25 protein-coding genes are annotated in these 25,348 nt (G+C 68.5%); 15 read left to right on the forward strand and 10 right to left on the reverse strand.

Translation table 11 applies throughout. The annotated features are described in order from the left end of the window. Nucleotides 1-19: 19 nt before the first annotated feature. A complete protein-coding gene (locus ACQPYM_RS32390) occupies nucleotides 20-694 on the reverse strand; it encodes a ferritin-like fold-containing protein (protein WP_360284934.1) in 675 nt (224 codons plus the stop codon). A gap of 404 nt (nucleotides 695-1,098) precedes the next feature. On the opposite strand from ACQPYM_RS32390, the gene ACQPYM_RS32395 reads away from it, so the two are divergent. Both ACQPYM_RS32395 and ACQPYM_RS32400 read left to right on the forward strand, forming a co-directional pair. Further along, nucleotides 1,099-3,294, forward strand: a complete 2,196-nt coding sequence (locus ACQPYM_RS32395) for a DEAD/DEAH box helicase (protein ID WP_433008090.1) — start codon at nucleotides 1,099-1,101, stop codon at nucleotides 3,292-3,294. Nucleotides 3,295-3,437: 143 nt separating this feature from the next. Then, entirely contained in the window at nucleotides 3,438-4,424 is a 987-nt protein-coding gene (locus ACQPYM_RS32400; RefSeq protein ID WP_433008092.1) for a DUF4349 domain-containing protein, read from the forward strand. Between the two features lie 4 nt (nucleotides 4,425-4,428). On the opposite strand, the gene ACQPYM_RS32405 is transcribed toward ACQPYM_RS32400, so the two are convergent. Next, nucleotides 4,429-5,178 carry a ParA family protein gene (locus ACQPYM_RS32405; protein WP_433008094.1) on the reverse strand — a complete coding sequence of 250 codons (750 nt, stop codon included), beginning with the start codon at nucleotides 5,176-5,178 and terminating at the stop codon, nucleotides 4,429-4,431. A 130-nt stretch (nucleotides 5,179-5,308) separates the two neighbouring features. Here ACQPYM_RS32405 and ACQPYM_RS32410 point away from each other — a divergent pair, with 130 nt between their 5' ends. Both ACQPYM_RS32410 and ACQPYM_RS32415 read left to right on the forward strand, forming a co-directional pair. Continuing rightward, the gene (locus ACQPYM_RS32410) at nucleotides 5,309-6,166 is read left to right on the forward strand and encodes an alpha/beta fold hydrolase (protein ID WP_433008096.1); all 858 of its coding nucleotides are present in this window, start codon (nucleotides 5,309-5,311) and stop codon (nucleotides 6,164-6,166) included. A gap of 152 nt (nucleotides 6,167-6,318) precedes the next feature. Continuing rightward, the gene (locus ACQPYM_RS32415) at nucleotides 6,319-7,326 is read left to right on the forward strand and encodes a winged helix-turn-helix domain-containing protein (RefSeq protein ID WP_433008098.1); all 1,008 of its coding nucleotides are present in this window, start codon (nucleotides 6,319-6,321) and stop codon (nucleotides 7,324-7,326) included. A 184-nt stretch (nucleotides 7,327-7,510) separates the two neighbouring features. On the opposite strand, the gene ACQPYM_RS32420 is transcribed toward ACQPYM_RS32415, so the two are convergent. Continuing rightward, nucleotides 7,511-8,587, reverse strand: a complete 1,077-nt coding sequence (locus ACQPYM_RS32420) for a hypothetical protein (RefSeq protein ID WP_433008100.1) — start codon at nucleotides 8,585-8,587, stop codon at nucleotides 7,511-7,513. Continuing rightward, nucleotides 8,584-9,093, reverse strand: coding sequence for an RNA polymerase sigma factor (locus ACQPYM_RS32425; protein ID WP_433008102.1), 510 nt, complete (start codon nucleotides 9,091-9,093; stop codon nucleotides 8,584-8,586). Before ACQPYM_RS32425 ends, ACQPYM_RS32420 begins: the two co-directional genes overlap by 4 nt. A gap of 317 nt (nucleotides 9,094-9,410) precedes the next feature. On the opposite strand from ACQPYM_RS32425, the gene ACQPYM_RS32430 reads away from it, so the two are divergent. The 3 genes from ACQPYM_RS32430 to ACQPYM_RS32440 are packed head-to-tail and all read left to right on the forward strand — an operon-like array spanning nucleotide 9,411 to nucleotide 12,017. Next, nucleotides 9,411-10,208 (forward strand): ABC transporter permease, encoded by a 798-nt coding sequence (locus tag ACQPYM_RS32430; protein WP_433008104.1) that lies wholly within the window; start codon nucleotides 9,411-9,413, stop codon nucleotides 10,206-10,208. Beyond that, nucleotides 10,201-11,040: an ABC transporter permease gene (locus tag ACQPYM_RS32435; protein ID WP_433008106.1), complete on the forward strand. Its 840-nt coding sequence runs from the start codon at nucleotides 10,201-10,203 to the stop codon at nucleotides 11,038-11,040. Before ACQPYM_RS32430 ends, ACQPYM_RS32435 begins: the two co-directional genes overlap by 8 nt. Nucleotides 11,041-11,042: 2 nt before the next feature. Further along, on the forward strand, nucleotides 11,043-12,017 hold the full coding sequence (locus ACQPYM_RS32440; protein ID WP_433008108.1) for an ABC transporter ATP-binding protein: 975 nt from the start codon (nucleotides 11,043-11,045) through the stop codon (nucleotides 12,015-12,017). Here the strand turns inward: ACQPYM_RS32440 and ACQPYM_RS32445 are convergent. The 5 genes from ACQPYM_RS32445 to ACQPYM_RS32465 form a co-directional block, all read right to left on the reverse strand. Beyond that, nucleotides 11,994-12,308 (reverse strand): hypothetical protein, encoded by a 315-nt coding sequence (locus tag ACQPYM_RS32445; RefSeq protein ID WP_433008110.1) that lies wholly within the window; start codon nucleotides 12,306-12,308, stop codon nucleotides 11,994-11,996. The genes ACQPYM_RS32440 and ACQPYM_RS32445 overlap by 24 nt on opposite strands. Further along, nucleotides 12,305-12,889, reverse strand: coding sequence for a hypothetical protein (locus ACQPYM_RS32450; RefSeq protein WP_433008112.1), 585 nt, complete (start codon nucleotides 12,887-12,889; stop codon nucleotides 12,305-12,307). Before ACQPYM_RS32450 ends, ACQPYM_RS32445 begins: the two co-directional genes overlap by 4 nt. A gap of 88 nt (nucleotides 12,890-12,977) precedes the next feature. Further along, nucleotides 12,978-13,844 carry a RecB family exonuclease gene (locus tag ACQPYM_RS32455; protein WP_433008114.1) on the reverse strand — a complete coding sequence of 289 codons (867 nt, stop codon included), beginning with the start codon at nucleotides 13,842-13,844 and terminating at the stop codon, nucleotides 12,978-12,980. A 20-nt stretch (nucleotides 13,845-13,864) separates the two neighbouring features. Further along, the gene (locus ACQPYM_RS32460; RefSeq protein ID WP_433008116.1) at nucleotides 13,865-14,482 is read right to left on the reverse strand and encodes a MarC family protein; all 618 of its coding nucleotides are present in this window, start codon (nucleotides 14,480-14,482) and stop codon (nucleotides 13,865-13,867) included. Further along, nucleotides 14,479-15,363, reverse strand: a complete 885-nt coding sequence (locus ACQPYM_RS32465; protein ID WP_433008118.1) for a PHP domain-containing protein — start codon at nucleotides 15,361-15,363, stop codon at nucleotides 14,479-14,481. The genes ACQPYM_RS32460 and ACQPYM_RS32465 overlap by 4 nt, the downstream gene beginning before the upstream one ends. Nucleotides 15,364-15,442: 79 nt before the next feature. Between ACQPYM_RS32465 and ACQPYM_RS32470 the strand changes: the two genes are divergently transcribed. Next, complete coding sequence (locus ACQPYM_RS32470; protein WP_433008120.1) at nucleotides 15,443-15,871, forward strand: NUDIX hydrolase; 429 nt, start codon at nucleotides 15,443-15,445, stop codon at nucleotides 15,869-15,871. Nucleotides 15,872-15,913: 42 nt separating this feature from the next. Beyond that, entirely contained in the window at nucleotides 15,914-16,723 is an 810-nt protein-coding gene (locus ACQPYM_RS32475) for a GNAT family N-acetyltransferase (RefSeq protein WP_433008122.1), read from the forward strand. Between the two features lie 190 nt (nucleotides 16,724-16,913). Here ACQPYM_RS32475 and ACQPYM_RS32480 read toward each other — a convergent pair whose 3' ends face one another. Then, nucleotides 16,914-17,501, reverse strand: coding sequence for a histidine phosphatase family protein (locus ACQPYM_RS32480; protein WP_433008124.1), 588 nt, complete (start codon nucleotides 17,499-17,501; stop codon nucleotides 16,914-16,916). A gap of 117 nt (nucleotides 17,502-17,618) precedes the next feature. Between ACQPYM_RS32480 and ACQPYM_RS32485 the strand changes: the two genes are divergently transcribed. From ACQPYM_RS32485 to ACQPYM_RS32510, 6 genes are all read left to right on the forward strand, one after another. Beyond that, nucleotides 17,619-18,764 (forward strand): LacI family DNA-binding transcriptional regulator, encoded by a 1,146-nt coding sequence (locus ACQPYM_RS32485; RefSeq protein WP_433008126.1) that lies wholly within the window; start codon nucleotides 17,619-17,621, stop codon nucleotides 18,762-18,764. Between the two features lie 13 nt (nucleotides 18,765-18,777). After that, nucleotides 18,778-20,070, forward strand: a complete 1,293-nt coding sequence (locus ACQPYM_RS32490) for a sugar ABC transporter substrate-binding protein (protein ID WP_433008128.1) — start codon at nucleotides 18,778-18,780, stop codon at nucleotides 20,068-20,070. 233 nt (nucleotides 20,071-20,303) lie between these two features. Next, nucleotides 20,304-21,077 carry a carbohydrate ABC transporter permease gene (locus ACQPYM_RS32495; protein WP_433008130.1) on the forward strand — a complete coding sequence of 258 codons (774 nt, stop codon included), beginning with the start codon at nucleotides 20,304-20,306 and terminating at the stop codon, nucleotides 21,075-21,077. Beyond that, entirely contained in the window at nucleotides 21,077-21,889 is an 813-nt protein-coding gene (locus ACQPYM_RS32500) for a carbohydrate ABC transporter permease (RefSeq protein WP_433008132.1), read from the forward strand. The genes ACQPYM_RS32495 and ACQPYM_RS32500 overlap by 1 nt, the downstream gene beginning before the upstream one ends. Nucleotides 21,890-21,905: 16 nt before the next feature. Continuing rightward, on the forward strand, nucleotides 21,906-23,498 hold the full coding sequence (locus ACQPYM_RS32505; protein WP_433008134.1) for a glucoamylase family protein: 1,593 nt from the start codon (nucleotides 21,906-21,908) through the stop codon (nucleotides 23,496-23,498). A 22-nt stretch (nucleotides 23,499-23,520) separates the two neighbouring features. Continuing rightward, a complete protein-coding gene (locus ACQPYM_RS32510) occupies nucleotides 23,521-25,335 on the forward strand; it encodes a GH39 family glycosyl hydrolase (RefSeq protein WP_433008136.1) in 1,815 nt (604 codons plus the stop codon). Nucleotides 25,336-25,348: the final 13 nt, after the last annotated feature.

The raw sequence follows: 25,348 nt of genomic DNA on the forward strand, positions 1-25,348 counted from the left end.
GCCTCGCTGTCCGAAGGCCTCAGGCCTGCAGGCCGAGAGCGGTCATGCGGGCGGTGTGGGCCTCGGTGAGGCGGGTGAACATCCGGCCGATCGCGGCCAGGTCGAGACCGGGGCGGTCGACGCTGCCGGCCAGCAGGGCGGCGAGCGGGTCTCGGTCGGCGGCGATGCGCTGGGCCTGGCTGAGGGCCTCACCCACCAGGCGGCGTCCCCACAGCGCAAGGCGGCCGCCCACCTTCGGGTCCTCGTCGATCGCGGCGCGGACGCGGTCCACCACGAACTCCGCCTGACCGGAGTCGGCGAACACCTCCAGCACCAGCGCCCGCGTCTCGGCATCCACGTACGCCGCGACCTCGCGGTAGAAGTCGTTCGCCAGACCGTCACCCACGTACGCCTTGACCAGGCCCTCCAGCCAGTCCGACGGCGCGGTGTGGTCGTGGAAGGCGTCCAGCGGCGTGACGAACGGCTGCATCGCCTCCATCGGGTCCACCCCGAGCGCGACCAGCCGGTCCCGCAACTGGACGAAATGGCCGAACTCGGTGGTCGCCAGCTGGGCCAGCTGCGCCTTGTCGTCCAGGGTCGGAGCGAGCTTGGCGTCCTCGGCGATCCGCTCGAACGCGGTCAGTTCGCCGTACGCCAGCACGCCCAGCAGATCCACCGCCGCGGCCCGGTAGGCGGGATCATCAAAGGCCGTCATCTCACTCACGAACATCCTCGCTTCGCTGCGGTGTTCGCGAGGCTCCAAGTCGGGCTGTTTTGTTTGATTCCCTCGCGATGCTCGGTCATGCTGCGCACACTATCTGCCCGCAAGCGCCTGGGGTGGAAAACGGTGAAGCGAGCCGGAACGGGTATTCCGGCTACACTGGACGGTGTTTCGCCGGTGACGCGCCCAGATGGGCAGCTGGTGCGAGCCGCTTGCACAGTGTCCCGCGCCGTGAAAAGTAGGGCAGACCACGCCCACCCGGCCACTGTTGCAACCTGTCCGTATCAAGCATGTGAGAGGCGATCAGCCTGACCACCTTCCGAGAGCTCGGGGTTCTGCCCGAGATCTGCGACGCGCTCGACCGCGTCAACATCACCGAGCCTTTCCCGATCCAGGAGATGACGCTCCCCGTCGCACTGCTGGGGACCGACCTGATCGGCCAGGCCCGTACCGGTACCGGTAAGACCCTCGGGTTCGGTATCCCGCTGCTGCAGCGCACCATCTCCCCCGGCGAAGCCGACTACGAGGAACTGGCCGCGCCCGGCAAGCCGCAGGCCCTGGTCGTCACCCCGACCCGCGAGCTGACCATCCAGGTCGCCAAGGACCTCACGACCGCTTCCACGGTGCGCACCGTGCGGATCCTCACCATCTACGGCGGGGTCGCCTACGACCCGCAGCTCGACCAGCTGAAGGCCGGCGTCGACGTCGTCGTCGGTACGCCGGGCCGGCTGCTCGACCTGGCCAACCGGGGTGTGCTCGACCTGAGCCACATCAAGGTGCTCGTCCTCGACGAGGCCGACGAGATGCTCGATCTGGGCTTCCTGCCCGACGTCGAGCGGATCCTGCGCAAGACCCCCGAGCTGCGCCAGACCATGTTGTTCTCGGCGACCATGCCGTCGGCCGTGATCGGCCTGGCCCGCACCCACATGCGGCACCCGCTGAACATCCGCGCCGAGTCGCACGACGACTCCCAGATGGTGCCGACCACGGCCCAGTTCGTCTACCGGGCGCACGATCTGGACAAGCCCGAGGTGGTGGCCCGGATCCTGCAGGCCGACGACCGCGGGCGGGTGATGATCTTCTGCCGGACCAAGCGCGAGGCGTCCCGGCTCACCGACGACCTGATCGACCGTGGCTTCCGGGCCGCCGCGATCCACGGTGACCTGAACCAGCAGGCCCGCGAGCGGGCACTGACCCGGTTCCGCGGCGACAAGATCGACGTGCTGATCTGTACCGACGTCGCGGCCCGCGGGATCGATGTCGAGGGCGTCACGCACGTCATCAACAACACCTGCCCCGAGGACGAGAAGGCCTACGTGCACCGGATCGGCCGCACCGGCCGGGCCGGCGCGAGCGGGATCGCCGTCACCTTCGTCGACTGGCCGGACCTGGTCCGCTGGAAGACGATCAACAAGGCGCTCGACCTGCCGTACGACGAGCCGCAGGAGATCTACTCCACGTCGCCCGAGCTCTACCACGACCTCGGGATCCCCACCGAGGCCAAGGGCCGGATCAAGCCGCCGCGCGAAGCCGTCGAGCGGCAGGAGCGCAGCCACGACAAGCCGTCCGGACGCCGCGGCGAGCGGGACCGTGACCGGGTCCGCAGCCACGACGGTGATCGCGACCGCGTCCGCAGCCATGACGGCGAGCCGAAGACCGACGGTGCTGCCGCCGGTGGCGACCGCCCGGCGCGGAAGCGGCCGAACCGCAACCGCCGCCGGCTGCGCGCCGGTCAGCCGGTCGAGGGTGGCGAGTCGACGGAGCAGAAGTCCGAAGCCGACGTCACCGCGAAGACCGCGGTACCGCCGAACGTCGAGGCCTCCACCGAGGCGCCGGCCGAGCGCAAGCCCCGCCAGCGCAGCCGCCGTCGCCGCGAGTCGGGCGCCGAGACGCAGGTCGAAGCCGCCGAGGCACCGACCGCGGTCAGCTCCGAGCAGACTGCGGTCAGCAATGAGCCGGTGAGCGCAAAGGCTGAGGGCGAGCAGGCGCCGGCGAGGCGCACGCGCACTCGGCGTCGCGTGTCGGAGGCGGCCGCTGAGGCGAGCGAGCCGCAGTCGGCTGCTGTCGAGACGCCTGTTGCTGCTGAGGCATCTGTTGAGGTGGCGGCTGAGAAGGCGCCGGCCAAGAAGCGGACGCGGAAGCGGGCCTCGGCGGAGGCGGCGCCTCAGGCTGTTGAGCCGCAGGCTGCGGTTGAGACACCTGTTGCTGAGGCTCCTGTTGCTGAGGCTCCTGCTGTCAAGACTGCTGCTGAGAAGCCGGTGAAGAAGGCGACTCGGAAGCGGGCTGCCAAGAAGGTTGCCGAGAAGCCGGCTGACGATCTCGCGGCAGCGGCCGCAGTACCGGCTGCTGAGGCGGTTGCTGAGGCGCCTGTCGAGGCTGCTGCTGAGCGGCCGGCGGCCAAGAAGAAGGCTGCTGCCAAGAAGGCTGCCGTCAAGAAGTCGGCCGAGAAGCCGGCGGCGACCAAGGGCGAGAAGGCTGAGCAGGCGCCGAAGAAGACGACGGCGAAGTCGACTGCCAAGAAGGCTGTGAAGAAGGCTCCGGTGAAGAAGAGCGCGGCGGGTGTCGTCGTACCCACCTTCACGTCACCTGAGTGAACGAGTAACCGGCGCGTCACCGTCCGCGGCGAGACCAGTTCGTCGCCGCTCTGTGCCTGAACGGTGACCGCCGGGCGCAACACCCGGCCTCCCCACCCCGTCCTAGAAACGACGGGGACCATCGTGGGAGGAAGGGTGTGGCGATGACGAGGATGCGTACGTCGGCCGCGGTTGCAGGAGTGTTCCTGGCCGCGGCCGTGCTGTTGTCCGGCTGCGGCGGCTCCGGCGGCAACGACAGTGCCAGCGAAGGCGCCGCGGCTCCGGACCGGGGCAGCGCGGCCGCTCCGGAGAGCAAGCCCGGCCAGAACCAGGCCGGTCAGGGTCAGGCCGGGACGGACGGCAAGGGAGCGCCGGCCGCACAGCCGACGATCAGCCGGGCCATCATCAAGACCGGCTCGCTGGCCGTCGAGGTCGAGCACAACAAGGTCAGCGACCAGCGGCAGAAGGCGATCGGCGTCGTCACCGGCCTGCGCGGCCAGGTCGCCTCCGAGGACACGACCAGCGACAACGACGGCCGGATCACCCGGGCCAACCTGGTGCTGAAGGTGCCGACGGCGGCGTACGAGACCGCGATCGAGCGGCTCTCGGGGCTCGGTAAGCGGACCTCGATCCACCAGGAATCCAGCGACGTGACCGAGCAGGTGGTCGACGTCGACAGCCGGATCGCCTCTCAGCGGGCCAGCCTGAATCGGATGCGCGCACTGCTCGCCAAGGCGACCACGATCGGCGACGTCGTCTCGGTGGAAAGCGAACTGACCCGGCGCGAGGCCGACCTCGAGGCGCTACTGGCCAAGCAGAAGAACCTGTCCCTGCAGACCGAACTGGCGACCCTGACGCTGACCCTGGCCGAGAAGGGCAAAGAACCCGTGGTGGAGAAGGCGGAAGACCCCGGCTTCCTGTCCGGCCTGCGCGGCGGCTGGGACGCCTTCACAGCAACGTTCTCCGCCCTCGCGACAGCCTTCGGCGCAGTACTGCCGTTCCTGATCGCTTTCCTCCTGATCGGCTACCCGATCTGGCGCTACCGCAACCGCTTCCGCCGCCCGCAGGCTCCGGCCGTCGCAACGGCAACAGCATCAGCCGGTACGCCGACCAGCAACGCGCCACTCCCCCAACACCCCGACCGCCACTGACCCCTTAGAGCAGAGATGCCGCCACGTCTCGGTAGGCCTTTGCGCCTGCCGAGCGGGGTGCGGTGGTGAGGATGGTCTGACCGATCGCGGGCGCCTCGGCGAAGCGGATGGACTTCGGGATCGGCGGGGCGAGCACGGTCAGCGCGTAGGTTTCGGCGATCGTGTCCAGCACGGCTCGCGCATGGGTCGTCCGGCCGTCGTACAGGGTCGGTAGGACGCCCAGTACTTCGAGGGCGGGGTTGGTCAGGCGCTGGACGTCGTGGATGGTGTCCAGCAACTGGCCGACGCCGCGGTGCGCCAAAGTCTCGCACTGCAAGGGAATCAGCACGTCCGTCGCCGCGGTGAGCCCGTTCACCGTCAGCAGTCCGAGGGTGGGCGGGCAGTCGATCAGAATCCAGTCGTACGCCGCTACAACCGGCCGCAGCGCGGATCGGACCACGTGCTCGGCATCGCTCTCGGAAGCCAGCCTCACCTCGGCCGTGGCGAGCTCGATCGTGGCCGGCAGCAGGTCAGGACCCTCGTCGGACGGCACGATCACGTCGCGTGCCTTCACCCCGCCGAGCAGCACCTGGTAGATCGACTTGTCGAGGTCCTCGGGGTCGAGCCCGACCGAGAACGTCAAGCAGGCTTGAGGGTCCAGGTCCACCAGCAGGACCCGCTGCCCGAGCCCGGCCAGCGCAGCGCCGAGCGAGGCCCCCGTGGTCGTCTTGGCCACGCCGCCCTTCTGGTTCGCAACCGCAAGTGTGCGAGGCACCCGGCCATTGTGCCGCACGGTGAAACGCCCGGCCCGGCGGGGCGAGCCTCGACTTAAAGTTTTATTGAGGTCTCAGGATCATCGACCCCAGTGCGGCCGGTTGGGCTGAACGACCCGATACCTTGGACTCGTGAGTACGCCGCGCACGCTGACACTGCCCGACGGGGTCCGCCCCGCGACCCTGGAGACCGACCGTGGCAACTTCGCCACCTTGCAGGCCAGGCCCGACATCGGTACGCCGCTGGGCACGGTCCTGCTGGTTCCCGGCTGGACCGGCAGCAAGGAAGACTTCACCCCGCTCGTAGACCACTTGGCACGCTACGGGTGGATCGCGGTGGCGGTGGACCAGCGCGGCCAGTTCGAGACGCCGGGGCCGGACGACCCGTCGGCGTACACGCTGGCGGAGCTCGGGGCCGACGTGGTGGCGATGAGCAAGGCGCTCGGCGGCTACAGCCAACTGGTCGGGCACTCGTTCGGTGGGCTGGTGGCCCGGGAGGCGGTGCTGACGGACCCGAGCGTGTTCTCGACGATCACGCTGCTGTGCTCGGGCCCGGCCGCCTTCAGCGACGAGCCGAAGGTGCAGGGGCTGCAGATGCTCGCGTACGGGCTGGAGAACCTGCCGATCGAGCAGGTCTACGACCTCAAGCTGGAGCACGACAGCAAGGAAGCGCGCTACCTCAAGCCGGCCGAGGACATCGCCGCCTTCCTGCGCAAGCGGTTCACCGGCAACACCCCGGCCGGGCTGGCCGCCGTCACCCGGCGGCTGATCGACACCGACGACCGGACCGACCTGCTGGCGGAGTCGGGCGTCCGCGTTCAGGTCGTGTACGGCGAGTCCGATGACGGCTGGCCGTTGGAGGTCCAGGACGCGATGGCGGCGAAGCTCGGCGTACCGGCTCAGGTCGTGCCGGATGCTGCCCACTCCCCCGCGATCGAGCAGCCGGCCGCGACGGCTCGGCTGCTGGTCGACTTCTTCCACCACCACTGAGTCGCCGCGCTGCTGATCCGCGGTTGGCAACCGTTTCCACCAGGATGAAATCCCCCTCGCACTGGCCTCCGGCCGACCTAATCTGGTCTAGTCAGGTCTGGCTAGCGAAGGGACAGGTTCATGCCCGAGCGGAGCTGTTCGAGGATCACCGCATGACCGCGGACGTGACCGCACCGCCGACGCGGAGCCCCCAGCACACCGAACTGGTGCTGGGCCCGCTGGACCGGGTGCGGGTCTCGGTGGCGCCGGCGCCGATGGCCAGCCTGCTGTCGCTAGTGGTGGATGCGCTCGGCGGCCCCCGGCAGGGCATCGCGCCGGACTGGATCAAGAGCATCCGCAGAGGCCTCCCGGGCGATGCGGCGCGGGCGGTGATCCCGATGTTCGACCGGACCGGGGCCTTGCTGCCGGCCTGTCTCACCCCGCTGGGTATCGACGGCGCACCTGTCTCGGAGCAACTCGCGCGGGTCGCAGACCTGTCGCCGGACGACCTGCAGCAGGGCGTCGAACTGATGTCGCCCAGCGATCCGCCCCCGCCCTGGCGCAATGCACTGCGTCATCCGCAGAAGTGGCTGAACCTGTATGCGGCACTGCTGTCCGCGGCCTGGCGGGCGTACGCGCCGATCTGGCAGCAGTCCACCGCGCTCCGGAACCGCGAGACCGAGCGGATCGGCGCCGCCGTGGTGACGAACGGGCTCGACGTACTGTTCGCGGGCTTGAGCAACCGGGTCCAGTACCAGCACGAAACGCTGTACCTGTCGGACCGGCACCCGTACCGGGTCGAGCTGGAGGACCGGCCGATCGTGCTGGTGCCACTCGTCTCCGGGTCGGCGGCGTCGGTCTTCAACCTCGACGAGCCCGAGCGGGCCTGGCTCGGCTATCCCGTACCGGGTCTCGGCCGGCTGGGCGCCGGGCCACCGCAAGCAACGACCGACAGCCTCACCCTGCTGATCGGGCCGATCCGGGCCGCGATCCTGCGCGCACTGGACCGCCCGAACAGCATGGGCGGCCTCGCCGACCACCTGGCCGCCGGGCCCAGTACTGCGACGTACCACTGCAGCCAGTTGGCGGCGGCAGGCCTGGTACTACGCCAGCGGGTCGGCCGCGAGGTCAGAATCCAGCGAACCCCTCGAGGCGATGCTCTGGTCGACCTCTTGAGCTGATCTAACTGTTGGGGCTGAGGTGACGCGCCGGGCAGAATGGGAGCTGCTGCCCGGCGCGTCTCGAATCGCCGGCCTGGTGCAACAGGCCCGGCGATGGTCTCGCCAGGGCTGTTTCAGCCCGGATGGAAAGATACCCAGCGGTGAGGTCACCGCTGGGCATCTTTGGTTGCTCTCAGCAAATTTGTCAGCGGATCGGGCGCACCGACGGGGTGATGTCCAGCTTCTCCAGGCCCAGCGGAGTCAGGGCAGCCTTGGCTTTGTCGTCGAACACCAGCAGGTGCACGGGGACCAGGCCCTCGTCGCCCCGGCTGCCGCCGCCGTGGAAGATGCTCAGGTCCTTGCGCTCACCCATCAGCGTGGAGAGAGCCTCGGTGATCTGCGTGTTCTCAGCGAGACTGATCTTGCCCCGGAACACACACAAGTTGCCCTTATAGACCGTCTCCAGTGCCTTGCGGAACGCCGCCAGGTCTCCCTTGGCGACACCGACCGAGAAGACCACCGGCGCCTTCCGGCTGTGGCCGGCCGGATAGCTGACCCGCTGACCGGAGATCACGTCGGCCTTCGACGTCAGGAAGTCCTGCACCGGCTTCGAGTCCAGGTTGCTCGGCCGCGACTGCCAGCCGCCGGCCGGCGGCGGGCACGACATCTGCTCGGCCGGCTCCGACCCCGGCAGCTTTCGGTACGCCGCCTGCTCCTCGACCGTGATGGTCTTGGCGCGCCAGGTCCCGACCACGTGGCCGAACCCACTGCGGACCCCTTGAGTCAGCTTCGGCTCGCTCAGCTTGGCCAGATCAAGACCGATCAGCTTGACCGACTGGTCGTCTCCGCAGTACGGCGGCGGCTCCTTACCCGGTGGGTACCCGGGAAGTGTCCGGATGACGTCCGGGCAGAAGACCGGGTCCTTGCCGGGGACGGCGACGATCTGACCGTTGATCTCCACCTTGTCGCCGTCGCGGACCAGGAGGCCGTCGGCACCGGGTTGTGCGGCCGTGGGCTGAACCGACCGCGGTTCACCTTGCATGACCTTGGGCGCGCTCGGCGGTGGGGCGACGGCCGGCTCCGTGCGGTCCGGGAGAACGATCAGCGCGGCGGTGGCGATGGCGGCCACACTCGCCGCGGCCAGCGTGGGCACCAGCCAGCGGCGCTTCCGCTGGGCACTGGTGATGCGGTCGAGGTCCGGTTCGGGCGCGGACGGCTGGCTCGCGCGCCACTGGGCGCCGGCCTTCGTCAGCAGGTCGTCGACCTTGTCGGTCGGTTTCATTCGCTGACCTCCAGCAGAGAGCGCAGGCGGGCCCGCGCATCGGAAAGAGTGGACTTGACGGTGCCTTCGGAGCAATCCATCACCGCGGCGGTGTCGGCGATCGACAGGTCCGCGAAGTAGTAGCAGTCGACGGCCAGCCGTTGCCGGGGCGACAGCTCGCCGAGGGCCTGGTCGACATCGACCTGCGCCTCGACGTCGGGACGGCGTACCGGCTGGTCGTGGTCGGCCAGCTCGGCGACCGGACGCAACCGGCGAACCGCCTTGCGGGCCTGGTCCGCGGTGATCGCCAGCAACCACGACGACGCGGTACCGCGGCTGCCGTCGTACTGGTCGCGTTTCAGCCAGGCGCGGGTCAGTGCTTCCTGGACGATGTCGTCGCGGTCGGCGCCGACCGCGAGCCGCGCCGCCACCCTGGCCATCGCGGGCAGGTGCGGCCGCACCCAGTCGACGAATCCGGCTCCGTCCGCGGGCGGAGCCTTCGCCGGCACTGGGTCGTCCGTCGTCATCGTCGGCATACCTTGTCTACCCCGGGAACACCGATCCGGTTGGGGCCCTCCCGCAAGTCAACGAGATCGGCCCGCTCAAGTCATGGTCTCCCGGGGCCGTGGACCATCACGGTCCTGACACAGCTCCGGCCGTCACAATCGAGTTGACGCCCCGCGGCGGCCCGGCGTACTGTCCGATTCCTTCCCTTGACAACGGCATGGTTTCCCGTGCCGCCACAGTGGTGTCCGAACCCCCGGTCCTTCGCGGAACCGGGGCGGTTCCGCATGCCGCTGGGGCTTTGTCCGGACACCACCTCGAGTGTTCCGAAGGAGGTTGCGTGGGGGTTTACTGGGCGATCGCGGTGCGGTCGTTCCGCCGGTTCTCGACGTACCGGATCGCCACCGTGTCCGGCATCTTCACCAACACAGTGTTCGGCTTCATCTTCTGCGGCGTCTACCTGACGCTGTGGGACGCCCGCCCTGGCCTCGGCGGGTACGACGTGTCCGACGCGCTCACCTTCGTCTGGCTCCAGCAGGGGTTGCTGCTGCCGGTCGGGATCTTCGGCGCCACCACCACGGCCGAGCTCGGCGAACGCGTCCGGACCGGGGAGATCGCGGTCGATCTGTACCGGCCGACCCACCTGATGTTGTGGTGGCTCTCCGTCGACGCGGGCCGGGCGCTCTTTCAGTTGCTGGTCCGCGGTGGTGCTCCGCTGCTGGTCGGGGCGCTCGTGTTCGACCTGAACTTCCCGTCGTCCGCGGTGCAGTGGCTGGCGGTTGCGGTAGCAGTGGTGTTCGGGATCACGGTCAGCTTCGGGGTCCGGTACCTGGTGGCGCTGTCCGGGTTCTGGATCACCGACTCGCGCGGAATGGAGAACCTGGCGATGGCGCTGTCGCTGTTCTTCTCCGGCTCGACGCTGCCGCTGGTGCTGTTCCCCGGCTGGATCGGCGAGTTCGCCCGGGCCACTCCGTGGGCAGCAACTCTGCAGGTGCCGATCGATGTCTGGCTGGGTCGCAATCCCGGCGGGGTCGGGTCGGCGCTGGCCTTCCAGTTGCTGTGGATCCTGATCCTGGTGCTGGCCGGACAGTTGGCGACGTACTTCGCGACGCGGAAGGTGGTGATCGCCGGTGGCTGACGCAGCGGTGACCTCACGCCTTCGCGCCGCGCTGGGCTGGCCCGGTCAGTACTGGCTGCTGATGACGATGTGGATGCGGTCCGGGCTGGCCTATCCGTTGTCGTTCGCGCTGACCGTCCTGACCGGCGTACTGATCACCGGGACCGACTTCGCCGCCGTGTTCCTGATGTTCAGCCACATCAAGTCGTTCGGCGGGTTCAGTCTGGGCGAGATGGCGATCCTCTACGGCACGGCATCGATGACGCTCGGGCTGGCGAACCTGCTCACCGGGTCGCTCGACCAGGTCGGGCAACGGATCCGGACCGGCGAACTGGACGTGTGGCTGGTTCGCCCCGTGCCCGCTTTCCTCCAGGCGGTGGCAGGAGACTTCGCGCTCCGCCGGATCGGCCGGCCGCTGCAGGCCGGACTGATCCTGGCCATCGCGCTGTCCCGGACCGAGCTCGACTGGACCGTTGCCAAGGGCATCGTTCTCGGGGTGTCGCTGATCACCGGCACGATGATCTTCGGCGCGATCTTCGTGCTCGGTGCCGCGTTCCAGTTCATCGCGATCGACTCTGCCGAGCTGTCCAACTCGTTCACCTACGGCGGGCAGCAGCTGACGCAGTACCCGCTGGTGGTCTTCGGCCAGGACGTCGTCCGCGCCGTCACCTTCGTCGTACCGCTCGCGTTCGTGAACTACTACCCGGTGCTCTACGTGCTGGGCAAACCCGCCCCGTTGGGGCTGCCGTCCTGGATCGGCCTGCTCGCGCCTTTGGTGGCCATCGCGATGATCGCGCTGGCGTCACTGGCCTGGCGAGCCGGCCTCCGCCGCTACCGCAGTACAGGGAGCTAGCAGTGTCCGTGATCGAACTGGAGAACGTGTCCCGCGCCTTCACCGTGACGAGCCGGGTCGGGCTGCGGCGTACCCGGCGGGAGGTGCGGGCGGTCGACGGGCTGTCCTTCACCGTCGAGCCCGGCGAGGTGATGGGCTACATCGGGCCGAACGGCGCCGGCAAGTCGACCACGATCAAGATGCTCACCGGCATCCTCGTCCCGACCGGCGGATCGATCCGGGTGGCCGGCGTGGACCCGTCCCGCCACCGGCTCAAACTGGCCAAGCGGATCGGCGTCGTCTTCGGGCAGCGGACGACGCTGTGGTGGGACCTGCCGCTGAAGGACTCGTTCGCGGTGCTGCAGAAGATGTACGGCGTACCGAAGGCGCGGCATCTGGAGAACCTGGCGACGTTTGTGGAGCTGCTGGATCTCGGCGACCTGCTCGACGTACCGGTGCGGCAACTGTCGCTGGGGCAGCGCATGCGCGGCGACATCGCGGCGGCGCTGCTGCACGACCCGGAGATCGTCTACCTCGACGAGCCGACGATCGGCCTCGACATCATCAGCAAGGCGCGACTGCGGGAGTTCCTGGCGCAGGTCAACCAGGAACGCGGCACCACGATCATCCTCACCACCCACGACCTGGACGACATCGAGGCGCTCTGCTCCCGCGTGATGGTCATCGACCACGGCCACCAGGTCTACGACGGCACCCTCACCGGCCTCCGAGCCAGCCAGTCGGCCCCCCGCACCCTGATAGTCGACCTGGCCACCTCGCTACCACCCATCGAAATCCCCGGCACCACAGTCACCAAAACCGAAGGCCCCCGCCAGCACCTGACCTTCCCACCCACCACCAGCGCCGCCCCGCTGGTAGCCCAGATCGCCGCCCGCTACCCCCTCGTAGACCTCTCCATAGCCGACCCCACCATCGAATCCATCATCGCCCGCCTCTACGCGGGCTCGGCGGCGTCAGGAAAGATCGGCGATGTGTGAGGCGAAGACGATTTCTGTGCTCATCGCCTCAGGATCCTGCTGCCACTTCTCCAGCGCGTCCGCCTGCCACTCCTCGGTCAAGGTTCCGACGCCGGCGGCGATCAACCGGCGTGCCTCGGACAGGCCGACCTCGGTGTACTCCAGCTCCTTGAGCATGAAGAAGTCGTGCCGCAGGCCGGCGTTGCGATGAAAGCGCCCGGTGTTGGCGACGTAGGTCCAGATGTCCTCGTCGATCAACGCCGCCACCCACACCGTCACCCCATCTTCACGAACCACAAAGAGCCGCGTCACCGCCCCATCCCCTTTCCCTGCTGAAGATCCATGGCTACTTGTTGAGCGGTGCCTTTACCTGCCTCGGCGGGAGGCACGGCCGCACCGGGGCGCATCGCGCCTCTCCCGTACGCCTCACCGTAGCTTCTGACTGCTACCGGTACGCCGCCCAGTTCGCTCAGCTCGCCGAGACCGGCAGGTCGACGCATCCCGTCCGACAGCGCGATGCAGCGACCGCGCGCATCGGCGCGGACGGTGTAGCGCAGAACATCCTGAGGCTCCGCGGGCTTCGAGCGGTGCGCGTTCGACGCGCTGATCTTCCGGGCGAGTGACCGCGGCGACTTCACCCGGGACTCCAGTTGGTAAGAGACGCTGCGAGGAGGCACGGCAGCAACGAAATCCTCGGTCACCAGATGCTCGGCGTCCGCGATCCTGGCCAGCATCGCCAGACTCGCCACCGCCGCCACCTCGCCGAACTCCTTGGCGAGCTCACGTTTCGTCGGAAGCGGATCTTCCCACTCAAGCCTCCTGCGCTCGGAAAGCCGCGCATGCAGCTCACGCGGTTCCGGAAGGTTGTCCAGGCTGACTGGGGCGGACGCCATCTGTTCCCCCTGACTCGGTCGATACCTCGACGGTAGTCAGGGTGGAACGGGTGGTGGGGTGGAGATTTGGATCTGTGGATAAGTCTGGTCAGGTGGGGTCGGGGGTGGGGGTTGGTACGTCTTCCAGGGCTGACCAGGGGGGTCGGGTGGGGGCTGCTCGGCGGCCGGGTGGGCAGATTTGGGCGTAGTCGCACCAGCCGCAGAGGGGGGAGGGTTCGGGTGGGAAGTGTTTGTCGGCTTCGGCTGGGGTTAGGCCGGTGCGCCAGTGGGCTTCGGCTGCTGCGGCGTCGTCGGCTATTGATTCGGCTCGGCGTTGGTGGCGGGCCAGGGAGGCGTCGTCGTGGTCGGCGGCGGCGACTGTGTTGGTCGGTAGGTGGTGTAGCTCGACTCGGGTCGACGGGCGGCGGAGGACTCGGCGGGCGCCCAGGACGTAGAGAGCCATCGCCAAGGAGGAGCGGGCGTCTGTGCTGGTGAGTGGATGGCGGCCGGTCTTGTAGTCGACGATGGCCAACTCTGATCCGCCGCTGCCGTCGCGGGCCGGGCGCTCGTCGATGCGGTCCACCCGGCCGCGCAGGCTGGCGCGCTCGGTGGTAAAGGCAACTGTGCGCTCGACGCCGAGCGGTTCGTAGTACGGGTCGCTGTCGCGGAGGTAGCCGAGGACCATGTCGGTGGCCCGTTCGCGCCAGGTCAGCGACTGCTGCTCGTCGCGGAATCCGTCCTGCCGCCAGCTCGAGCGGATCTTCGCGACGACCTCGTCCGGCGTACGGCGAGCCGCCGGCCAGCGGCCGAAGAACTCGGCGAGCACTTCGTGCACGACCCCGCCGACCGTGTTGTGCGCCCAGGCCGGGCCCTTCGGCGGGCGTGGCGTCTCCAGGTAGGTGTAGCGATACTTGCGCTTGCAGTCGGCGAAGTTCAGCAGCTTGGTCGGTGTCGCGACGAACAGCTTGGTGGGCATGCCCGGCAGGGTGTCGGGCATCAGCCGGCCTTGATGAAGTCTGTCACCGCATCCGCCACCAGTTGTACTGCGATGGCGCTCAGCAGCAGACCCGCGATCCGGGTGACGAGGAGGACGCCGTTCTCCCCCAGCAGCCGCATGATCAGCCCGGAGAAGCGCAGCGTCAGCCACATCACCACGTGGATCAGCACGATACCGACCGAGATCGCCACCACGTCCGGCAACGCTCCGTCAGCACGCTGGACGAAAACCATCGTGGCGACGATCGCGCCCGGACCGGCCAGCAGCGGCGTACCGAGGGGGACGAAGGCGATGTTCACGTTCTTGGTCTGGACCGGGTCCTCGGCGGTGTCGGTCAGCAACTGCAACGCGATCAGCAGGAGCAGCAAACCGCCCGCGCATTGCAGAGCAGGCAGGGAGATATGGAGCTGGGTCAGGATCTGCTGGCCGAAGATCGCGAACGCGACGATCACGCCGAACGCGACCAGCACCGCCTGCCACGCGGCCTTCTTGCGGACCGCGCGCGACTGCCCCGCCGTCAGCGAGATGAAGACCGGCACCGTGCCCGGGGGGTCCATGATCACGAACAGCGTGACGAAGACCGAGCTGAGCAAGGAGAGGTTGATGATGTCGTTCATGGCAGGTACGCCTCGGCTGCGGTTGCGTCAGGGGCGGCGGCCGCGTTCGCCTTGGCCACCTCGAGGAGCCGCTCGAACTGCTCCGGCTCGGTGGTGTTGACGCCCAGGTCGTGGTCGACCTTGCCCGCGCCGTGGTGGTCACTGGACCCGGTGTAGATGATGCCGAGCTCCCGCGCGATCGCGCGCAACGTCGTACGGGACTGCGGTGAGTGGTCCTGGTGGTCGACCTCGATGCCGGCCAGGCCGTGGTCGGCGACCAGGCGCGCGATCGTCTCGGCGGTCATCACCCTGTGGCTGGACCGGCCCCACGGATGCGCGATCACCGGTACGCCGCCGGCCGCGCGGACCACCTCGATCGCCCGGCCCGGCTCGATCGCGTAGTGCGAGACGTGCCCTGGGCGCCCGTCGGCCAGGAACCGGTCGAAGGCCTCACCGCGATCGGCGACGGTGCCGTTGGCAACCAGTGCGTCGGCGACGTGCGGGCGGCCGACGGACGGCGTACCGGTCGCTTGGGCGAGCACCTCGTCGACGGTCAGGGCGACGCCCATCCGGTTGAGGCGGGCAACGATCGAGGGAATCCGGTCGGTCCGGCCGTCGCGGACGGTGGACAGCTCGTCGGCCAGCGGCTGGTACGACGGGTCCAGCAGGTACCCGAGCAGGTGCACGCTGATCCCGTTGAGCTTGCAGGAGATCTCGATCCCCGGCACGAAGCCGATCCCGACCTCCTCGGCGGCCCGCCGACCTTCGCCCCAGCCGTCGGCCGTGTCGTGATCGGTGAGCGCGATCACGTCCAGGCCGTCCCGCTTCGCGTGCGCGATCAGGACGTCGACCGGGTCGGTGCCGTCCGAGCGGTTCGAATGGGTGTGCAGGTCGATGCGCACGAGTGATCGGGATCCCTTCTCTGGACAACTGTCAGCAGTGATGCTATCCGGGTCGGTCGGCGGCCCTATGGTTTTCCACATGGAAGAGCCGTTGGAGTTCCCCAGCCGGCCGCAGCGGGTCGACTGCGTCGGCGCTCTCGTGTACGACGAACAGCACCGGCTGCTCGTCATCCAGCGCGCCAACGAACCCGGCCGCGGACTCTGGTCGTTGCCGGGTGGCCGGGTCGAGCCGGGCGAGGACGACCCGACCGCGGTGGCCCGGGAAGTCGCGGAAGAAACCGGTCTCACGGTCGAGGTCGGCGACCTGGTCGGCGAGGTCGAACGCGACGCTCCGAACGGCAGGCTGTACGTGATCCGTGACTACCAGGCGGAGCCGGTCGGCGGCACGCTGACAGCGGGTGACGACGCGCTGGACGCGCGATTCGTCAGCCGCGAGGAGTTCGAGAACCTTCCCACCACGACGTTGCTCGCCTCGACACTGGCGCAGTGGAACGCGTTGCCGGGGTAAACCGGTCGCAATCTGTCGGTGGGTTGGCGGAGACTCGGACAGGTGGACGAGACTCCAGCAATCGACGGCAGCGTTGATGCGCTGACGCGAGCGATCGAGGGCAACGCGGCTGAACTGCTGCTGGCGATGGGTGCCGCGGGTGGTGGGCGGCAGCGGTCGGCCGATGGGGTGCGGTGGACGATCGGTGGGTCGCCGCTCGACTACCACAACGCGGTCGTCGACTGCTCGGTCGACGACGGCGCAGCGGACCAAGTAGTCGCCGAATCCCTTCAGGAGTTGAAGGATCACGGCGTACCGGGTAGCTGGCACGTCGGGCCGTCGATGCGTCCGCTGGATCTGGGTGACCGGCTCCTCACCGCCGGTTTCCGCCACGGCGGCGCAGAGCCCGGCATGGCCCTCCGGCTCACCGAACTGCGGGAGGCGGAGGCTGCCGGGCTGCGGGTCGAGCGGATCGGTCTTGCGGAGTTGGGCGTCTGGGCGGACACCTTGGGCCGGGGATTCGGCGAAGGCCCGAAGGAGGCGCAGTGGGTGGCTCAGGTCTACCGCCGGCTGGGCGTCGCGGATCCGTGGCGGCACTACTTGGGCTACCTCGACGGCGAACCGGTGGCCACAGCAACGGTGTTCTTGGCAGCTGGAGTGGCCGGGGTGTACTTCGTGATGACGGTGCCCGAGGCGAGGCGACGCGGGATCGGCGCCGCGCTCACCTCCGCCGCACTGCGGGAGGCTCGCGACTCGGGCAGCCAGTACGCCGTACTGGGCTCGTCTCCGGCCGGCCGGTCAGTTTACGAGCGCCTGGGCTTTCGGGAGTTCTGCAGCATCAACCTGTACGAGTTGGCGCTCCCGCAGGAGTAGGCCGGCGACGATGACCGCGGTCAGAGCCGTGGCACCGAGAGCCGTGGCGGCCGAACCCACCGGTGGAAAGACCGCGACCGGCAGTCCGACAGCATCACTGACACTGCCGTCGGCAGAATATCTAGCAGGGCTAGGATCATGGCGCGTCACACTGCTCACCAACCGGATCGCCGGCCCGAGGGAAAGCTGATCAGGCGTTCCACTGGTGGATGGCCGGGGAGCCGCGTTCCCAGCCGAGGATGGAGACGGTGGCTGTGTTGAGGACGAAGTGGCGGCCTTCGGTGACGTCGAGTTCCAGCCAGCGGGCGGTCAGCGCGCGCAGGGCGTGCGAGTGACCGAAGACGAGGACGTCGCCGTCGACCGCGGCGATCTTCGCGTTGACCCGGTCGAGACGGGTTGAGACCTGCTCCGGGGTATCACCGTTCGGCGTGGGGTGGGCCCAGACCGTCCAGCCGGGGACCGTCTTGCGGATCTCCGCGGTGGTGATGCCCTCGTAGTCGCCGTAGTTCCACTCGACCAGGTCCTCGTCGACCTCCGCGTCCGCGAAGCCGGCCAGTTCCGCCGTACGCCGGGCGCGCTGGCGCGGGCTGGTCAGCACCAGATCGAACTCCTGTCCCGCCAGCCGCTCCTTCAGCGACTTGGCGATCCGCTCCCCCTCCTCGGTCAGCGGCAGGTCGGTCGTCGAGGTGTGTTTACCCGACTTGCTCCACTCCGTCTCGCCGTGCCGAACCAGCCAGAGCCGGTCCTTCCGTTCACCGGGCTGCGCGTGTGTACTCACCCCGCCATCGTCGCAGAAAGCCGGATCCACTCCGGCCGAGCCCTTGACCAACCGCCTCGGGACAAGGCAAGGTCGAAAACTGTAAGCGCTTCCACTTTACCGTGAGGAGACCGACGGATGCCCTCCGGACCGACCGGCAGGCCCGCGACGATCTACGATGTCGCGGCGCTGGCGAAGCTGTCGATCGCGACTGTTTCGCGCGTCCTGCAAGGGACCGGACCGGTTTCGGCGAAGGCTCGGGCGCGAGTCGACCAGGCGGCGCAGGAGCTGAACTACGTGCCCCTGCGGGCGGCTCGAAGTCTCGCTGTGCAACGGCATGAGGCGCACGGCCTGGTCCTGCCCGACCTGGCGGGTCCGTTCTACGGCGACCTGCTGATGGGGTACGAGCGGTGGGCCGGTGAGCACGGCCAGAGCGTGATCCTGACCGTCACGCACGGCAACCCCGATCCGTCCCGAACCCTGCGCGATCTGGCCAGTCGCGTCGACGGAATCGTTGTCCACGGCAACGCACTGGACCTGCCCGCGATCCAGGGTCTGCGACGAGCGAACGTCCCGATCGTGCTGGTGGCGCATCCACCGCTGACCGGATGCGACTCGGTGCGCAGCGAGAACGCGTCCAGTGCCGAGCAGCTGACGAGTCGGTTGCTGGATCACGGTCACCAGAGTCTGCTGTTCGTCGGCGATCCCGACAGCTCGTACGACGTCTCCGAACGCTACGCCGGCTTCTCGTCAGCACTCCGCGCACGCGCTCTCGACGTCCCCAAACCAGAACGAGTCCCCCTCACAGAAGAAGCAGGTACGACCTTCGCCGCACGGTTGCTAGAAGCAACCAACTGGGGAAAGGACGGCACCCCCGCAGAGGGCGGGGCCGTGGAGGACAGCGCAGTTGGCGGAGCCGGCGGCGGGGCGGCAGGAGCCGAGGTGTGCTGGTCTGCAGGGCGGCCGGACGGCTTGGTTTGTGCTAACGACGAGTTGGCGTTGGCGATTGTGAAAGGGCTGGGGGACGGCGGGGTTCGGGTGCCTGGGGATGTGGTGGTGACGGGGTGGGATGACGTGATGGCGGCTCGGTATGTGTCGCCGGGGCTGACGACGGTGCGGCAGCCGATGGCCGAGTTGGGGCGGTTGGCGGCTCAGCGGTTGCACGAACGGATCAGCGGGGAGCGGACGCGGGCGCGGAACGACGTACTGGGGACGGAGCTTGTGCTGCGCGGTAGTTGCGGCACGGGACCGGGGGAAACACAGGCAGCACCATCAACCGGTTGAGGAGAAATCACTGATGTTCACCCAGACCACCCGCCGCCGACTGGTGATCGGCGGTGCGGCACTCACGGCGACGACGCTGGCGCTGGCCGGCTGCGGCCGGTCGGACGACTCCGGACAATCAGCGCCACAGGCAACGACCAGTATCAGCGACGGACCCGCCACCGGCGAGATCACCGTCTGGGCGATGGGCACCGAGGGCGAGAACCTGCCCAAGCTGACCGCCGCCTTCGAGCAGGCCAACCCGGGCGCCAAGGTCAAGATCACCCCGATCCCCTGGGACGCCGCGCACAGCAAGTTCACCACCGCGATCACCGCGCAGACGCTGCCGGACGCCGCGATGGTCGGCACCACCTGGATGGGTGAGTTCGCCGACCTCGACGCACTCGACCCGACCCCGGCCGGGATCGACACCAGCGGCTTCTTCGCGGGTGCCAACGAGACCACCAAGGTCGGCGGGACCAGCTACGGCGTCCCCTGGTACGTCGAGACGCGGCTGGTCTACTACCGCAAGGACCTGGCCGCCAAGGCCGGGATCACCACGCCGCCGACCGACTGGGACGGGCTCAAGGCGATGGCGAAGGCGATGAAGGAGAAGGCCGGCGCGAAGTACGGGATCAATCTGCAGCCGGGCGGGACCGGGTCGTGGCAGACCGTGATGCCGTTCGCGTGGTCGGCCGGGGCGAACATCACCACCGACGACCAGAAGACGTTCACCTTCGACACCCCGGAGATGCAGGAGGGGCTCAAGTACTACCAGAGCTTCTTCACCGACAAGCTGGCCGGCACCGACCTGCCGGCCAACCAGACCGAGGCGCAGTTCGTCAGCGGTGAGGTGCCGATGTTCATCTCCGGCCCGTGGATGGCCGGCTCGGTGACCAAGCTGGGTGGCGACAAGATCAAGCCGAACATCGGCGTCTTCCAGCTGCCGAAGAACAAGACCGCGACGTCGTTCGTCGGTGGCAGCAACTTCGTCGTGTTCAAGAACAGCAAGAACAAGGACAGCGCCTGGAAGCTGGTGAAGTGGCTGTCCGACGCCAAGACGCAGGCGCAGTGGTTCAAGCTGTCGACCGATCTGCCGGCCGTGAAGAGCGCGTGGGAGGACCCCAGCATCGCGAGTGACCCGCTGCTGCCGGTGTTCGGCAAGCAGCTCGAGGATGCGAAGGCACCGCCCGCGATCGTGAGCTGGGAGCAGGTCGCCGCCGCGTTCGACGCCGAGGTGGAGAAGATGGCCAAGTCCGGCCAGTCCCCCGCCGACACCGCGAAGGCGATCCAGACCAAAGCAGCGTCGATCGGCACCGGCGGCTGATCGCGGTGAACTCGACGTCACTGCAGGGCTCGACCGAGCCAAGCACCTCTCCCGGCGCCCGGCCGCCGAGGCGGCCGGGCGCCGGGCGAGGTGGAGGGGGTAGAGCAGGCGGCCGCAGCAGGGGGCGGTCGGCGGCCTCCGGCCGTCAGACCGCGGCTGCTTGGATCCTTACCTTGCCGTTTGTCGTGCTCTTTCTGGCCTTTACTGCTGGGCCGGTGCTTGGGTCGTTGGGGATGAGTTTTACCGATCTCAGGCAGCGGGATCTGCGGACGCCGTTTGCGGTGAACGGGGTCGGTTTCGACAACTACCTCAGGGCTTTTCAGGACGAGACGTTTCGTAAGGCCGCGCTCAACACGGCGTACTTCGTGCTGGTCGGGGTGCCGTTGACTCTCGTCCTCGCGCTGGCGGCGGCTCTGCTGCTGGATCGCGGCGTCAAGCGGTTCCAGAGTCTGTTCAAGGTCGGCTACTACCTGCCGGTGATCACCTCGATCGTCGCCATCGCGGTGATCTGGCGGTTCGTGCTCGCCCCGGAGGCCGGCCTGCTCAACACCGTCCTGTCCTGGGTCGGCATCGACGGCCCGAACTGGCTGGCGTCGAAGACCTGGGCGATGCCGTCGCTGATCATGATGGCGGTCTGGCGCAACTTCGGCTCGGCGATGATCATCTTCCTGGCCGGTCTGCAGGGCATCCCGCAGTCCGTCGAGGAGGCCGGCCAGCTCGACGGTGCGGGCTCGTGGCAACGGTTCCGGTACCTGATCCTGCCGTTGCTCCGGCCGACCGTCCTGTTCACCAGCGTGACCACCGGGATCGGCTACCTGCAGTTCTTCGAGGAGCCGTTCGTGATGACGCAGGGCGGGCCGCTGAACAGCACGGTGTCGGTGTCGATGTACACCTACCAGCAGTTCGGCTTCGGCAACTACGGGCTGGCCACGTCGATGAGCTACATCCTCTTCGTGGTGATCGCCGTGGTGACCTTCATCCAGTTCAAGCTGCTGAGGGAGAAGTGATGCGCCGGACCTGGTGGATCTACCTGATCGCGATCCTCGGGCTGGTCGCGGTGGCCGCGCCGTTCCTGTGGATGCTGCTCGGCAGTTTCAAGACCCAGGGCGAGCTGCTCCGGGTGCCGCCGACCTGGTTGCCCGAGGCACCGACCACGCAGAACTACGACGACCTGTTCGCGAAGGCGAACTTCCCCCGGTACTTCCTCAACTCGACGGTCGTCGCACTGGCCGTGACGGCCGGCAACCTGATCTTCTGCTCGATGGTCGGGTATGCGCTGGCCAAGCTGCACTTCCGCGGCCGGACCGCGCTGTTCGTCCTGGTACTGGGCACGTTGATGGTGCCGGGAGTGGTCACCTTCGTCCCGCTGTTCGTCCTGGTCACCAACGCCGGGCTGGCCAACACCTACCCCGGCCTGATCCTGCCGTTCCTGGTCTCGCCGTTCGGGGTGTTCCTGATGCGGCAGTTCTTCCAGGGTCTGCCCGACGACCTGATGGACGCCGGCCGGGTGGACGGCAGCAGCGAGCTCGGCATCTTCGCCCGGATCATGCTCCCGTTGACCAGGCCTGCCCTGGCCACCCTCGGGATCCTCACCTTCCTCGGCTCCTGGAACAACTTCCTGTGGCCTCTCGTGGTCGCGCAGACCGAGGAGAAGTACACCTTGCCCGTCGCCCTGGCGCTGTACTCGACCGGCCAGAACGCGCAGAACTTCGGCCTGCTGATGGCCGGCGCGGTGGTCGTCGTAGTACCGGTGCTGGTGATCTTCCTGGCCTTCCAGCGCCACGTCACCAAGGGCATCGCCATCACCGGCATCAAATAACTCTCTGGAGGCTCGGATGACCGCCAACATCAGCCGACGCACGTTACTGGCAGCCACTGGCGCTGCCACCCTCGCCGGATCCGCCGGCATCACCACCAGCTCGTACGCCGGTACGCCGGATCCCGCCGCTCTCCTTCGGGGTGGGTGGCAGCCAAGTCGCCAGGACCGGGCTCTGGTCGGCCGCTGGGCCCGGGACACCTGGCGCAGCCTGGTCGCGATGACCGACGAGAAGACCGGCCTGCCCGCCGACAACATCGGGGAGTCCGTCACCAACCCGGTCCGCAGCAGGTACACCTCGCCGACCAACATCGGCGGCTACCTGTGGAGCACGATCGTCGCCCGCGAGCTCGGCCTCATCACCCGGGGCGAGTCCATCCGGCGACTCACCCAGACGCTGACCACGATGACCCGCGTCGACCATCACGACCCGAGCGGCATGTACTTCAACTGGTACGACGAATCGACCGGCGAGGTCCTGCGGGTCGATCCCGACGGGACCAAGGCGATCACGCCGTTCGTGTCCAGCGTGGACAACGGCTGGTTCGCGGCGGCGCTGATGGTGGTCCGCAACGCGGAGCCCGCCGTACGCCGGCTGGCCGACCCGCTGCTCGCCAAGATGAACTTCGCCTACTACTACAACCCCGACGCCCGGCCCGGCCTCGGAGCGGGCCTGATGCGCGGTGGCTTCTTCGAGACGTCGCCGCCCGACGAGGCGACCGACAAGGGCAACCACGCCGGCGCCGGGCCGGACGTGTACTACCGCAAGTTCCACTACGACACCTGCAACACCGAAGCGCGGATCGCGCCGTACATCGGCATCGCGCGCGGACAGGTGCCACCGCAGCAGTACTTCGCCACCTACCGCACCTTCCCGGATTCCTGCGACTGGTCGTGGGTGGAGCAGCGGCCGGTGGGCGTGCATCGGACCTACCTGGGCATCGACGTGTTCGAGGGCAGCTACTCGTACCGCGGGATGCGGCTCGTGCCGTCCTGGGGTGGCGACATGTTCGAGTCGCTGATGCCCGATCTGTTCGTGCCGGAGTCGAGTTGGGCGCCGCGCAGTTGGGGCATCAACCACCCGTTGACAGTCCGGGCGCAGATCGAGCACGGGATGGACGAAGCGAAGTACGGGTATTGGGGCTTCTCGCCGGCGAGCAACCCGAAGGGCGGGTACTCGGTCTACGGTGTCGACGCGATCGGGATGGACCCGGGCGGCTACCCCTCGGATCTCGAGGCGACCAACTACGACGCGGGGTTCGAGGGTTGCCGCGAGGGGACCAACCCGAACCCGACGTACGGCGACGGCGTGGTGACGCCGCATGCCGCGTTCCTGGCGATGCAGTACGCGCCGCGGCAGGCGATCGAGAACCTCAGCCGGATCGAGTCGATGCTGCACGCGTACGGCGGAGGTGGGTTCTTCGACTCGGTCGCGGTGAAGTCCGGGCTGATCGCCCGGCGCTATCTGTCCCTCGACCAGGCGATGGTGATGGGTGCCATCGGCAACGTCTTCGCGGGTGACTCGATCCGGCGCAACTTCGCCGTCGGCGACATGGTCCGGCGGGTCCGCCCGCTGATCGCGATGGAGCAGTTCACCGCCGGCCTCGACTGATCGACCAACGGGAGTCACTGGGATGCAGAGCAACGCGAGGGCCGACTGGGACGAGCGGATCGCCCGGCACAGCGACGAGACCCGCGCGGTCTCGTTGCCCGACCTCGATCCGCCGGCGTGGGTGACGGCGGTGGGCGGGGTCGGCCAGGTGACGGTGGACTGGTCACCGGTACCGGGCGCGGTCGGGTACGTGATCCTGCGCGGCCTGGACGACTCCTCGCTCGGACCGGTCGACCACCACAGCCGCGACATCCTGTCGGTCCCGGCGCCCCCGTACGTCGACACGACGGGCACGCCCGGTACGACGTACCGGTATGCGGTGGCGAGTGTCCCCGAGGTGACCGTGCACGGTCGGCCGGGTCCGTCGGTCGAGGCAACCGCTTTGGTTGCCGGTGACAACTTGCCTGGTGTCCGGGTGACTGTGGATGCGGTTGCCGAGGGCACTGAGTTGCCGCGGCCCTGGGTGCCGATGGTGGGCAGCGAACGGCTCAGCCAGTTGCTCTGCAAGGACCTCACCGGCGGTCGCGAGATCGGGGTCGAGCTGGAGCAGGCGCTGCGCCGGATGCGTGACGAGATCGGCGTCCGGACGGTGCGGGCGCATGCGATCTTCCACGACGACACCCGGGTCTACACCGAGGTGGACGGCGTACCGGCGTACGACTTCGCGGTGGTCGACGCGATCTACGACAAGGTGCTCGGGCTCGGGTTGCGGCCGGTGGTCGAGCTCGGGTTCATGCCCCGGGAGCTCGCGGCCGACCCGTCGAGGACCGTCTTCGAGTACGGCGCGATCATCTCGCCGCCGAAGTCGTACGAGCGCTGGCACGACCTGGTCCGTGCGCTCGTCCAGCATCTCGTCGACCGGTACGGGCTGGACGAAGTACTGACCTGGGACTTCGAGGTGTGGAACGAGGCGAACCTCGAGGTCTTCTGGTCCGGCACGAAAACGGAGTGGCTACACCTGTACGACGTGACCGCCGCCGCGGTGAAGTCCGTCGACGCGCGGCTGGCCGTCGGCGGTCCGTCCTCTGCTGCAGCCGGGTGGGTGGACGACCTGCTTGCGCATGCGGCCTCGAGTGGTGCGGCCGTGGATTTCGTGACGACGCACACCTATGGGAGCCCGCCGCTCGACGTACGGGCGTCGCTGGAGCGGCACGGGTTCGGCGAGGCGCGGATCCTGTGGACCGAGTGGGGCGTGACGCCGACGCATTTCAATCCGATCAGCGACTCGGTGTTCTCCGGGGTGTTCCTGCTGCGCGGGATGCGTTCGGCGGCAGGGCGGGTGGACGCGCTGGCCTATTGGGTGGCGTCGGACCACTTCGAGGAGCTCGGCCGGCCGCCGCGGCTGCTGCACGGCGGATTCGGGCTGCAGACGGTCGGCGGGCTGGCGAAGCCACGCTTCCACGCGCTGTCGCTGCTGAGCCGTCTCGGTCCGGTCGAGCTGCCCGTGGTCGTCGAGGGCGACGGTGGCGGGAGTCTGGTGGAGGCGTGGGCATCCCGGGATCGCGACCGGATCGCCGTACTGGTTTGGAACCTGACCCTCGACCAGTCCAAGGCGGAGGGCGCGGCCGACCTCGGCCGGGAGATCACCTTGAACTTCCCCGGCGTAGATCCGTCGTGGCAGGCAACCGCCACCTGGCTGTCCGAGGACTCGGGCAACCTGGTGGCGGAGGCAGAAGCTCTGGAGATCGGCGACTGGCCGACCGACGACCAGTGGCAACTACTTGCCGAGCGCAACACACTCCGCACGACCCCGTTGGAACGATCAACAGAAGCAGTAACCCTCATCCTGCAGATGCCCAGCGCCGTCCTGGTCGAGCTCCGCCCACCCAACCCCTAAATCCCACTTTGTG

It is taken from the genome of Kribbella sp. CA-294648 (assembly GCF_050943845.1).
Lineage (GTDB): Bacteria > Actinomycetota > Actinomycetes > Propionibacteriales > Kribbellaceae > Kribbella.

Bases quoted from the DNA above. Each gene is read 5' to 3' on its own strand.
- ACQPYM_RS32460 (WP_433008116.1), bottom strand. From the start codon at position 14,482: ATGAACGACATCATCAACCTCTCCTTGCTCAGCTCGGTCTTCGTCACG.
- ACQPYM_RS32495 (WP_433008130.1), top strand. From the start codon at position 20,304: ATGAGTTTTACCGATCTCAGGCAGCGGGATCTGCGGACGCCGTTTGCG.
- ACQPYM_RS32470 (WP_433008120.1), top strand. From the start codon at position 15,443: ATGGAAGAGCCGTTGGAGTTCCCCAGCCGGCCGCAGCGGGTCGACTGC.
- ACQPYM_RS32415 (WP_433008098.1), top strand. From the start codon at position 6,319: ATGACCGCGGACGTGACCGCACCGCCGACGCGGAGCCCCCAGCACACC.
- ACQPYM_RS32510 (WP_433008136.1), top strand. From the start codon at position 23,521: ATGCAGAGCAACGCGAGGGCCGACTGGGACGAGCGGATCGCCCGGCAC.
- ACQPYM_RS32485 (WP_433008126.1), top strand. From the start codon at position 17,619: ATGCCCTCCGGACCGACCGGCAGGCCCGCGACGATCTACGATGTCGCG.
- ACQPYM_RS32490 (WP_433008128.1), top strand. From the start codon at position 18,778: ATGTTCACCCAGACCACCCGCCGCCGACTGGTGATCGGCGGTGCGGCA.
- ACQPYM_RS32455 (WP_433008114.1), bottom strand. From the start codon at position 13,844: ATGCCCACCAAGCTGTTCGTCGCGACACCGACCAAGCTGCTGAACTTC.
- ACQPYM_RS32500 (WP_433008132.1), top strand. From the start codon at position 21,077: ATGCGCCGGACCTGGTGGATCTACCTGATCGCGATCCTCGGGCTGGTC.
- ACQPYM_RS32450 (WP_433008112.1), bottom strand. From the start codon at position 12,889: ATGGCGTCCGCCCCAGTCAGCCTGGACAACCTTCCGGAACCGCGTGAG.
- ACQPYM_RS32505 (WP_433008134.1), top strand. From the start codon at position 21,906: ATGACCGCCAACATCAGCCGACGCACGTTACTGGCAGCCACTGGCGCT.
- ACQPYM_RS32420 (WP_433008100.1), bottom strand. From the start codon at position 8,587: ATGAAACCGACCGACAAGGTCGACGACCTGCTGACGAAGGCCGGCGCC.
- ACQPYM_RS32425 (WP_433008102.1), bottom strand. From the start codon at position 9,093: ATGACGACGGACGACCCAGTGCCGGCGAAGGCTCCGCCCGCGGACGGA.
- ACQPYM_RS32400 (WP_433008092.1), top strand. From the start codon at position 3,438: ATGACGAGGATGCGTACGTCGGCCGCGGTTGCAGGAGTGTTCCTGGCC.
- ACQPYM_RS32390 (WP_360284934.1), bottom strand. From the start codon at position 694: ATGACGGCCTTTGATGATCCCGCCTACCGGGCCGCGGCGGTGGATCTG.
- ACQPYM_RS32395 (WP_433008090.1), top strand. From the start codon at position 1,099: ATGACGCTCCCCGTCGCACTGCTGGGGACCGACCTGATCGGCCAGGCC.